This is a genomic window from Kitasatospora sp. NPDC059973, from assembly GCF_042737525.1.
Classification (GTDB): domain Bacteria; phylum Actinomycetota; class Actinomycetes; order Streptomycetales; family Streptomycetaceae; genus Kitasatospora.
On the sequence record NZ_JBHWUI010000066.1, the window covers coordinates 22,101 to 29,960 of the forward strand.

The 7,860-nt window shown below is 67.6% G+C and carries 11 protein-coding genes and 2 tRNA genes; 11 read left to right on the forward strand and 2 right to left on the reverse strand.

Annotation, left to right across the window (positions count from 1 at the left end; all coding sequences use genetic code 11):
* Positions 1 to 163: 163 nt before the first annotated feature.
* From ACFWA9_RS19445 to ACFWA9_RS19465, 5 genes are all read left to right on the forward strand, one after another.
* Complete coding sequence (locus ACFWA9_RS19445; protein ID WP_380388464.1) at positions 164 to 412, forward strand: hypothetical protein; 249 nt, start codon at positions 164 to 166, stop codon at positions 410 to 412.
* Positions 413 to 414: 2 nt separating this feature from the next.
* On the forward strand, positions 415 to 912 hold the full coding sequence (locus tag ACFWA9_RS19450; RefSeq protein WP_380388466.1) for a hypothetical protein: 498 nt from the start codon (positions 415 to 417) through the stop codon (positions 910 to 912).
* 76 nt (positions 913 to 988) lie between these two features.
* On the forward strand, positions 989 to 1,165 hold the full coding sequence (locus tag ACFWA9_RS19455) for a hypothetical protein (RefSeq protein WP_380388468.1): 177 nt from the start codon (positions 989 to 991) through the stop codon (positions 1,163 to 1,165).
* A gap of 185 nt (positions 1,166 to 1,350) precedes the next feature.
* A tRNA-Trp gene (locus ACFWA9_RS19460) sits at positions 1,351 to 1,429 on the forward strand.
* A gap of 64 nt (positions 1,430 to 1,493) precedes the next feature.
* The gene (locus ACFWA9_RS19465; protein WP_380388470.1) at positions 1,494 to 1,841 is read left to right on the forward strand and encodes an HNH endonuclease; all 348 of its coding nucleotides are present in this window, start codon (positions 1,494 to 1,496) and stop codon (positions 1,839 to 1,841) included.
* A gap of 45 nt (positions 1,842 to 1,886) precedes the next feature.
* Here ACFWA9_RS19465 and ACFWA9_RS19470 read toward each other — a convergent pair whose 3' ends face one another.
* A complete protein-coding gene (locus ACFWA9_RS19470; RefSeq protein ID WP_380388472.1) occupies positions 1,887 to 2,276 on the reverse strand; it encodes a hypothetical protein in 390 nt (129 codons plus the stop codon).
* Between the two features lie 1,008 nt (positions 2,277 to 3,284).
* Between ACFWA9_RS19470 and ACFWA9_RS19475 the strand changes: the two genes are divergently transcribed.
* The 6 genes from ACFWA9_RS19475 to ACFWA9_RS19500 all read left to right on the forward strand — a co-directional run bounded on the left by ACFWA9_RS19475 (position 3,285) and on the right by ACFWA9_RS19500 (position 7,175).
* Positions 3,285 to 3,527 (forward strand): hypothetical protein, encoded by a 243-nt coding sequence (locus ACFWA9_RS19475; protein ID WP_380388473.1) that lies wholly within the window; start codon positions 3,285 to 3,287, stop codon positions 3,525 to 3,527.
* On the forward strand, positions 3,499 to 4,023 hold the full coding sequence (locus tag ACFWA9_RS19480) for a DUF6879 family protein (RefSeq protein WP_380388475.1): 525 nt from the start codon (positions 3,499 to 3,501) through the stop codon (positions 4,021 to 4,023). The genes ACFWA9_RS19475 and ACFWA9_RS19480 overlap by 29 nt, the downstream gene beginning before the upstream one ends.
* Before the next feature lie 27 nt (positions 4,024 to 4,050).
* On the forward strand, positions 4,051 to 4,899 hold the full coding sequence (locus ACFWA9_RS19485; RefSeq protein ID WP_380388477.1) for a helix-turn-helix domain-containing protein: 849 nt from the start codon (positions 4,051 to 4,053) through the stop codon (positions 4,897 to 4,899).
* A 95-nt stretch (positions 4,900 to 4,994) separates the two neighbouring features.
* A complete protein-coding gene (locus tag ACFWA9_RS19490) occupies positions 4,995 to 5,195 on the forward strand; it encodes a hypothetical protein (RefSeq protein WP_380388478.1) in 201 nt (66 codons plus the stop codon).
* Positions 5,196 to 5,503: 308 nt separating this feature from the next.
* On the forward strand, positions 5,504 to 6,625 hold the full coding sequence (locus ACFWA9_RS19495; protein WP_380388480.1) for an NAD(P)-binding domain-containing protein: 1,122 nt from the start codon (positions 5,504 to 5,506) through the stop codon (positions 6,623 to 6,625).
* A 4-nt stretch (positions 6,626 to 6,629) separates the two neighbouring features.
* Complete coding sequence (locus ACFWA9_RS19500) at positions 6,630 to 7,175, forward strand: NUDIX hydrolase (protein WP_380388482.1); 546 nt, start codon at positions 6,630 to 6,632, stop codon at positions 7,173 to 7,175.
* Positions 7,176 to 7,618: 443 nt separating this feature from the next.
* On the opposite strand, the gene ACFWA9_RS19505 is transcribed toward ACFWA9_RS19500, so the two are convergent.
* Positions 7,619 to 7,692, reverse strand: a tRNA-Met gene (locus tag ACFWA9_RS19505).
* Positions 7,693 to 7,860: the final 168 nt, after the last annotated feature.

The following is a 7,860-nucleotide window of genomic DNA, read 5'->3' on the forward strand; positions in this document are numbered from 1 at the left end:
GAGAGAAGCCGGGATTACCGCGCACCCCGCTGACGGACGGGCGGACCGAGTGCCCGCGCTTCTCTTTCGCTGCCATGTCTGCACTCTCCATAACAGTGAGGCCCCTTCCCAGCCGGGCAGGGGCATTTTCATGCCGTCAGCGGACGGACTAACGGAGGTACCCATGACCGACACAAGCGGCTCCCGCTACCGGTACGAGAGCAACGAGACCAAGAAGCTCCGTCTGCGCGCTGACGCGTTCCGCTACAGCCCCGCCCATGAACGGCTCGCCGAGATGAAGCGCGACCGTCCCGAGCAGTACGACCAGGTGAGCCCGCTCATGCGTATCTCCCTCGCCCACTACGAGGCCGACAAGGCTGCCGCTGTACAGCTCGGCCGAAACGTGTCCGCCCCGACCAACCAGGAGGTCTGACCATGACCAACGACGTGACCCGAGCCGCTGACAAGCTCGCCAAGCTGCGCGCCCAGGCCGACAAGCTCACGGCCCCGCTCGCTGAAGCCGAAGCCGCCCTGGCGGTCGCCGCTGAGGCCGAGCAGGCCCGCCGTGCCGAGCGTGCCGCCGAGTACGACCGCGCTTTCGTCACTTCGTGGAAGGGGCGAGCGCAGGAGACCAGCGACGCGGACAAGGCCAACCGGGAGCGGTTCGCCGAACTGCTCGCCGAGGAACCGTGGTTCATGGCCTACATGGCGTCGCGCGCCGAGCGGTACAAGCGAGAGAAGATCATGCACGCCGCCCAGCGAGCCCAGTCCGCCATCGGCCAGACCGGCACCGTGCCCGATCCGCGCATGTATGACCTGCGCCTGGTGGATGACCTGATCGGGACTGTCGAGCGTATGGCCTCCGAGGTCGGGAACGCCTATGAAGCGGAGCTAGAGGCCAAGCGGACCGCCTACATCGAAGCGACGGACTGACATGGTCGCTGACGCACTCGACCCCGGCCCGGACGGGACCTATCCGCACTTTCCCCGCGATGCGCAGGGGCGGCCCGTGTGGTCGGACGCTGCAACGGGCCTGCCGGTGCTCAACGGCGGGGCGCCGATGCTGCGCGGCGTCCAGTCGATGCGCGACCCGGACGACCCGAGCCGGCTGCTGGCCGTGGACGTGACGCCGAGGCGATCGGACGGCGGACCGATCACCCCGCCGGTAGTCCCGCCGGAGTCGTGAGGCAGAGCACCAGCGGGGACCGCACCAACCCGAGTAACGGCGTCCGCCAGGGCGCACCGAAAGGGACTAACCGAGTGCGGCCCCCACCCGCCCCGCAAGGGGCACCAGGACCACAGGAACGGCACCGACGGCGGAAGCTCCGGGGTGCCCGAGGCAGGGGTGATCCGGTTCGCCTGCCACACAGAGCCCGTCTAGCCGAAACGGCCAGGCAGCGCGTCCACCAGGGCGCGTGTCATCCCGGTTCGAGTCCGGGGGCGGGCACCAGGACGGACCACAGCCGGACGTGTCGCCGTGGCCCGTCCCCCAACTACCGATCAGGGGGCGGCACATGCGCTGTATCGACTGCCCCGAGGTACCGACCCATCGGGGACGCTGCGAGGCCCACCACGCGGCCTACGAAGCGCGCCCGAGTGTCCGAGCCCGCAGGCGCCTGCAACGGCTGGTCTCATGCCACTACAGCGGCGCCGAGAGGCTTCGCCGGCTGGTGGATCGAGCGGGCTCGGCACGGTGCGAGCTGTGCGGCGAGAGCTTCCCCGCCGGGCTGGTCGACATAGACCACCGGACCCCGCTTGCCCTCGGTGGCGAGGACACGGACAGCAACGTATGGCCGCTGTGCCGCCCGTGCCACCAGGCCAAGACGCGCGAGGACTTCGGAGCGGCGAACACGCCGTTTTGATGCTGTTTTGCGCAAGCCGTCTCCGCCCCCGGACCTGAGGATGCCTTACTGGTTATCGGTGTCGTGATGATCCCCTTGAAAGTAGCCGATGAGACCATCAGACACCTCTTCGCGATCTCCGAGGCGTACGGGCCACCGGTAGCTGCCGTATGCGGGCGCGGACCCGCCGAAAGGGTTCCCGGACTCGTCCTCAACCGGGAGACCTGCCGGGATGTACTTCCCGCCCCTAGCGACGATCACGGGCTGACTGCCCCGGTACTCAATCGACAGGGCCGCGATGTCCTCGGGCTTGACCTGGTCGGCCGGGACCAACGTCGGTTCTGCGGGCGCCGTCGCCTCGGGGCCGGGAATGCGCCCGAGGTTTGCCATCTGTTCGGGTGACATCTGCACCTTGGCGGGGCCGAAGAAATTCCCCTGGGGCGTGGTCTCGGGCATGGCTGTCTCCTCCCTGGCCGGCTCGCTGCCGACGCGCGGTGGATCTTCCCATGACGGAGCGTCATCAAACCATGACTCTTGCCAGATGGGAGGTGCCCTTGTGCCACGTAAACCACGCCCCCCGTGCTCTGTCCCGGGGTGCCCCGAGCTGACCACTGGTGGTCGCTGCCCTCGCCACCAGGCCGAGGCGGACGAACAGCGAGGCACACCGGGTGGCAGCGCGTACGGCCCTCGGTGGCCGAAGGTCCGACGGGCCTATCTCTATGCGCACCCGTGGTGCGTGCTCTGTGCTCGCCTCGCGGTGGTCGCCGACCACTTCCCCGAGTCGCGCCGATCGCTAGTCGCCCGTGGCGTGCCCGATCCTGACGCCTGGTCACGGCTTCGCCCGCTGTGCACGTCGTGTCACAGCCGCGAGACGGCGGTTCACCAGCCCGGAGGATGGGCCTCGGAGCGCCAAAAGCCCCTCAAAAGCCCCTGACCTGCGGGTTTACCCAGGGGGGTGACTCCCCTCCCGGGGCCCAAAGCGCGGCAGGGAGAGAAAAAACTCTCGCCGCAGCTAGACCGGTTTGCGCGGAACGTGACGACCCGTAAGGAGGGGTGATCATGGCTGATCCGACCAGGCGGAGCGGGACTGTCCGGGCGTGGGCTCATGGTGACCGCCGAGCGCGGGACCGTGAAGAATGGCGCCGCCACCATCGCCGCGCAGTGCCGCTCTCAACTTGCTTGCTAAATTCGCGAGTTAGGACTCTCGCGAGTGCCCCGGGCTGCCATCACGGCGCCCGAGCCGGATGACCCCGACGTGTGGGACTGACGGAAGTTCACCACTCAACGGCCTTGGCCTGCCACCCGCAATGGGAGGTGGGCCGGGGCCGTTTCTGCGTTGAGTCACGTTGCGTGCAGCTCAATCGGTCGACAAGGAGATCAACTGTCTGTAACCCCTTGACTGCAATGCGGAGATGGGTGATGGTCGTGCACATCTGTGCAACCCATTCGGCAACGGAGGGCACCATGGCACTAACCTTCATCGCTAAGGACCCGAACACCGACGGAGCCAACTGCCCGACGGTGTGGGTGGACCAGGACGCGGGCGAGTTCGTCATCCAGGGGTGGAAGGTTGACGAGGCGACCACGGCCGAGTGCCTGACGGCTGGTCCGATCCCCGCAAGTGAGACCGTGCTGCGGCTGCCTGTCAGGATGGCTGCCGCTCTCAGGGAGGCTATCGATGTCGCCGAAGGCACCGACGTTCGTTGAGCTGCTAAACGCTGCTCGGCATTCGGCAGTTCACCTTGAGATGCGGGACTCGTACGACGACCCCGACGAAGCCCCGCGAGTTGCAGCATGGCGGGCGGGGCACCGACACAATCCGGCGGACCGTGCGTCATGGTGGCGCCCCTGGCTGGATCTGGTCTCCGAGGCAGTTGAGCGAGGTGTGGTCATCCGACGGGCCCGGATCGTCTCGGAGCCGGTGAGCGAGTACACCAAGTACCTCCATGAGGGCACGTTCACCAATGTGGCTGCGGGCGAACAGATTCGGTGGCTCCCTCGACGGCAGGCATCCGATCTGGCCTTGCCAGGAAACGACTTCTGGGTGTTCGACGGGACAGTGGTGCGGTTCGGTCACTTCTCTGGCGAAGGCACCTACTTGGGCGACGAGGTCACGGAGAGCCCCACTGTGGCGAAGCTCTGCACGGACGCCTTCGAGGCCGTATGGGAGCGCGCCATCCGCCACGACGACTACCGGATCTGACCCCGCCAAGCACTGGACAGCCAGCTCATGCCCTCTTCCCCTTCGTCCAGCGTCCATGCGGCGCGCAAGGCGCTCGCCGACCGGCTGCGGGACCTCTGCAAGGACGCGGGTCTCAACGGGCGTGAGCTGGCCCGCCAGGCCGGCTGGCACCCCTCCAAGTCCTCTCGGATCATCAATGCTGTGACTCCGCCGTCGGATGACGACATTCGAGTGTGGTGCGGGCTCTGTGGCGCGGAGGACCAAGCCGCTGATCTGATAGCGGCCTCACGCTCGGCCGACTCGATGTACGTCGAATGGAAGCGCCTTCAACGTACGGGCCTCAAGCGGTTGCAGGACTCGTACGTGCCGCTGTTCGAGCGCACGCGAGTCTTCCGGGTCTACTGCTCAACCGTGGTCCCGGGCTTGCTCCAGAATCATGGCTACGCGACGGCGTTGCTGTCCTCTATCAGCCGCTTTCGTGGAACACCCGACGACGTGGCGGAGGCCGTGTCCGCGCGCCTTGCTCGGTCCGGCATCCTGCGTGAGGGCGACCACCGGTTCGCCGTTTTGGTCGAAGAGTCCGTGCTGCGGTACCGACTGGGCGATGCCGACGCGATGACAGGTCAGCTCGGCTATCTCCTGGCGGTTATGTCTCTACCTGCGGTCTCGCTCGGGATCATCCCGTTCGGGGCCGAGCGGAGTATGTGGCCACTGGAGACGTTCTCCGTCTACGACAGCGAACAGGCGCAGGTGGAGACTCTGACCGCCGCCGTCACCGTGACGGCGCCGAGCGAGATCGCCCAGTACCTGAGTGCCTTTCAGGAGCTCTCCAGCATGGCCGTCTACGGCGCTCCTGCGCGGGCGTTGATCACATCAGCGATTGACTCGCTCGGGTGATCCGCGTGCAATCTCGTAGAACATCGTAGAGACCAACTGCCCACTCTCCGTAGCGTCTTCCGTGTCAGCAGAGGCGCCACGGAGGGAGCGGACAGGTGGCGGTCAAGAGCAGCGCCCGCAGTGCCAAGACCTACGAGGAGTACAAGGCCGAGCGGCGCGAGACCCGGCCGTCCTCAAACCCGTTGGATGACTACCGGCAGCAGGGGCTCGCCAGGACTTCCAGCCGGGGTATCCCGCAGGACTGGCCGTTCTGCACGTGCGGTGCCGACATCTGCCCTGACAAGGGACTTGTATGACGGGCGCGGAGGCGGCCCCCGACGGCTTCGCCCAGGACTCCGTACCGGTGATCCCGTTCGAGCGGCTCAAGGGCCATCCGTGGCCCCGTGAGCGCCCCTCCGGGCCCCGGCCGGCCCTTACCCCCGAGGAGCACACCGAAGTGCCCCTGTCGGCCGAGGACAGGCGTCGGCGGGCCGAGTTGCTGGCGCGGGTCCGAGAGGCCAACCACCCGAGGCGCTGACGCGCCCGACAGACCCCCGTCCCGGTCGCCTGGGGAACGATTCGGCCGGGACGGGTTCCAGTGCAAGCCCAAGGGAGGGAAGTCTCCATGGAGACCTCAGAACGCGCTCGACTGGACACCTACTTCGGGAACATCGCACGGCGGTTCACGCCGCAGGCTCTTCCGTCCTCGCTACTGGTCACACACCTGCTGCCGGAGCGCCCGTCCTTCGTGCGGGCGGTCGGCACGGTATCGAACCTCCGGGCGGTCTTGCCCAAGCCGAAGTCGATCGACGCCGCAGCGCGCCGCGAGATCGAACAGGGCTTCCCGTGTGACGAGTTGACGCGTGAGCTGTTCGCCGACCCGGACACGGCGGTGACCTACCTGGAGACCCGGGCGGCCAGCGAACACGTGGTGCTGCTCGACGTCGGGGGCTACTTCGCCCCGGTGATCGACGCCCTGTGTGACCGGTTCTCCGGGACGGTCCTCGGGGTAGTGGAGGATACGGAGAACGGCCACAAGCGGTACGCCGAGCGGGACAAGTTGCCGTGCCCCGTCGTCTCGGTGGCCCGCTCGCCGCTCAAGGACCCGGAGGACTTCCTTGTCGGTCAGTCCGTCGTGTTCTCCACCGAGGCCCTGTTGCGCGGGCGGGGAGACATCCTGCATGGCCGTCCGGCGCTGGTGATCGGATTCGGCAAGCTGGGTTCGAGCATCGCCAGGTTGCTGCACGCCAAGGGTGTCCACGTCACGGTGTACGACATCGACCCGGTACGGCGCGCCCAGGCGCTCTCCCAAGGGTTCGGCGTGGCCAGAGACCGGGACCGGGCGATCTCCGCCGCAGGGCTCGTCCTGTGCGCCACCGGGGCGCTCGCACTCAAGGGCGAGGACTTCCCGAACCTGCGAAACGGGGCCTACGTCGCCACCGTCACCAGCAGCGAGGACGAGTTGGAGTTGGACGGGTTGCCGGACGGCTACACCCGCAGCAGCTCCGGCGAGAACGTCACCCGCTACAGCACGACGGGCCACTACTTCTATCTGCTCAACAACGGAAACGCCGTCAACTTCCTGCACGGCGCGTCTGTTGGTCCGTTCATCTACCTCGTACAGGCTGAGATCCTGGCTGGCGTGCGGCTGCTCGCCCGGCGGGACCTGTCCGCCACCATGCACGAGGTGCCCGGCGAAGACCGGGCCGCCATCGCCGCTACCTGGCTCAACTACTACAACAGGTGATCCGATGCCCATCACGGCACAGCACATCAGCGAGACCGTCACGGCCTACCTGGATGCCCACCCCGAGGAGAAGCCGGGACTGTCGGCTGTCCTTGCTCTGGTGGACGACGGTGCGGACGTGACCAGCCGGAAGGAGTTCAGGGGGCATGCCACCGCCGGGGCCGTTCTGGTGGACCGGGACGGCAAGGCACTGTTCATCCATCACGTGGCGCTGGACAAATGGCTGACCCCCGGCGGGCACCTGGAGGCGGAGGACGACACTCTGTCCGGTGCCGCTCTCCGTGAGCTGACCGAGGAGGCCGGTATCAGCCCCGAGTGCATCGCCCTGGCGGACGCCGCCCCCGTGCACATCGACGTGCACCCCATCCCGGCCAACGACGCCAAGGGTGAGCCCGCGCACCAGCACATCGACTTCCGGTTCCTCTTCCGCACCGCAGAGGACAGCGCCGTGACCCTGCAAGAGGAGGAAGTCTGCGGATACGCCTGGCGCGACGCGGACACGATCGCAGACGCGACGCTGAGGGCCCGCGTCCTCTGCGCCCTGGGCTGACTCCAGACCGGTCCAGGTTGGCCCCTCCCTCGATGGGCGGCCCGGACATGCCGAACCCCCGGGGCCTCGACTTGAGGGTGTCCCGGGGGCACGACAACTTCTGCGCGTTCCCGTCCGTCGGGCTACGACTAGGCCGTAACCTCGACGGAGGCGCGCCCGAGCGAGTCGAACGCGCACACGTGCGCAGTTGCGTAGTTACTCAATTCAGGATCACCTCCCTTCAGTGTGCAGCCAGCTTAGGCAGCTCCTCGGAACGGGGGCAACGGATTTATTCGCGGCCGCCGCACCGGTTCCCGGGCGGCTCCGGTGCGGCTCCGGGATGGCTTCCGAACCGGGCCGGGAGTGGCGGGGAGCCGGGGCGACGGGGCCCCCGGGAGCGGGTCCGGGTCCCGGACGTGCGAGAGGCCCGGAGGAAGAATCCTCCGGGCCTCTGTGCTACTGAGTAGCGGGGACAGGATTTGAACCTGCGACCTCTGGGTTATGAGCCCAGCGAGCTACCGAGCTGCTCCACCCCGCGTCGGTGAACGCAACCCTACGGGGAAGTCGCCCGGATGGGAAATCAGTTCGTCACCGGACCTCGGTGGGCGCCCGGGTCCGGGTCCCGGACGTGCGAGAGGCCCGGAGGAAGAATCCTCCGGGCCTCTGTGCTACTGAGTAGCGGGGACAGGATTTGAACCTGCGACCT

Excerpts from the sequence above, each read along its gene's own strand:
- ACFWA9_RS19445 (WP_380388464.1), top strand. The coding sequence starts at position 164 with ATGACCGACACAAGCGGCTCCCGCTACCGGTACGAGAGCAACGAGACC.
- ACFWA9_RS19475 (WP_380388473.1), top strand. The coding sequence starts at position 3,285 with ATGGCACTAACCTTCATCGCTAAGGACCCGAACACCGACGGAGCCAAC.
- ACFWA9_RS19480 (WP_380388475.1), top strand. The coding sequence starts at position 3,499 with ATGTCGCCGAAGGCACCGACGTTCGTTGAGCTGCTAAACGCTGCTCGG.
- ACFWA9_RS19500 (WP_380388482.1), top strand. The coding sequence starts at position 6,630 with ATGCCCATCACGGCACAGCACATCAGCGAGACCGTCACGGCCTACCTG.
- ACFWA9_RS19450 (WP_380388466.1), top strand. The coding sequence starts at position 415 with ATGACCAACGACGTGACCCGAGCCGCTGACAAGCTCGCCAAGCTGCGC.
- ACFWA9_RS19470 (WP_380388472.1), bottom strand. The coding sequence starts at position 2,276 with ATGCCCGAGACCACGCCCCAGGGGAATTTCTTCGGCCCCGCCAAGGTG.
- ACFWA9_RS19495 (WP_380388480.1), top strand. The coding sequence starts at position 5,504 with ATGGAGACCTCAGAACGCGCTCGACTGGACACCTACTTCGGGAACATC.
- ACFWA9_RS19485 (WP_380388477.1), top strand. The coding sequence starts at position 4,051 with ATGCCCTCTTCCCCTTCGTCCAGCGTCCATGCGGCGCGCAAGGCGCTC.
- ACFWA9_RS19465 (WP_380388470.1), top strand. The coding sequence starts at position 1,494 with ATGCGCTGTATCGACTGCCCCGAGGTACCGACCCATCGGGGACGCTGC.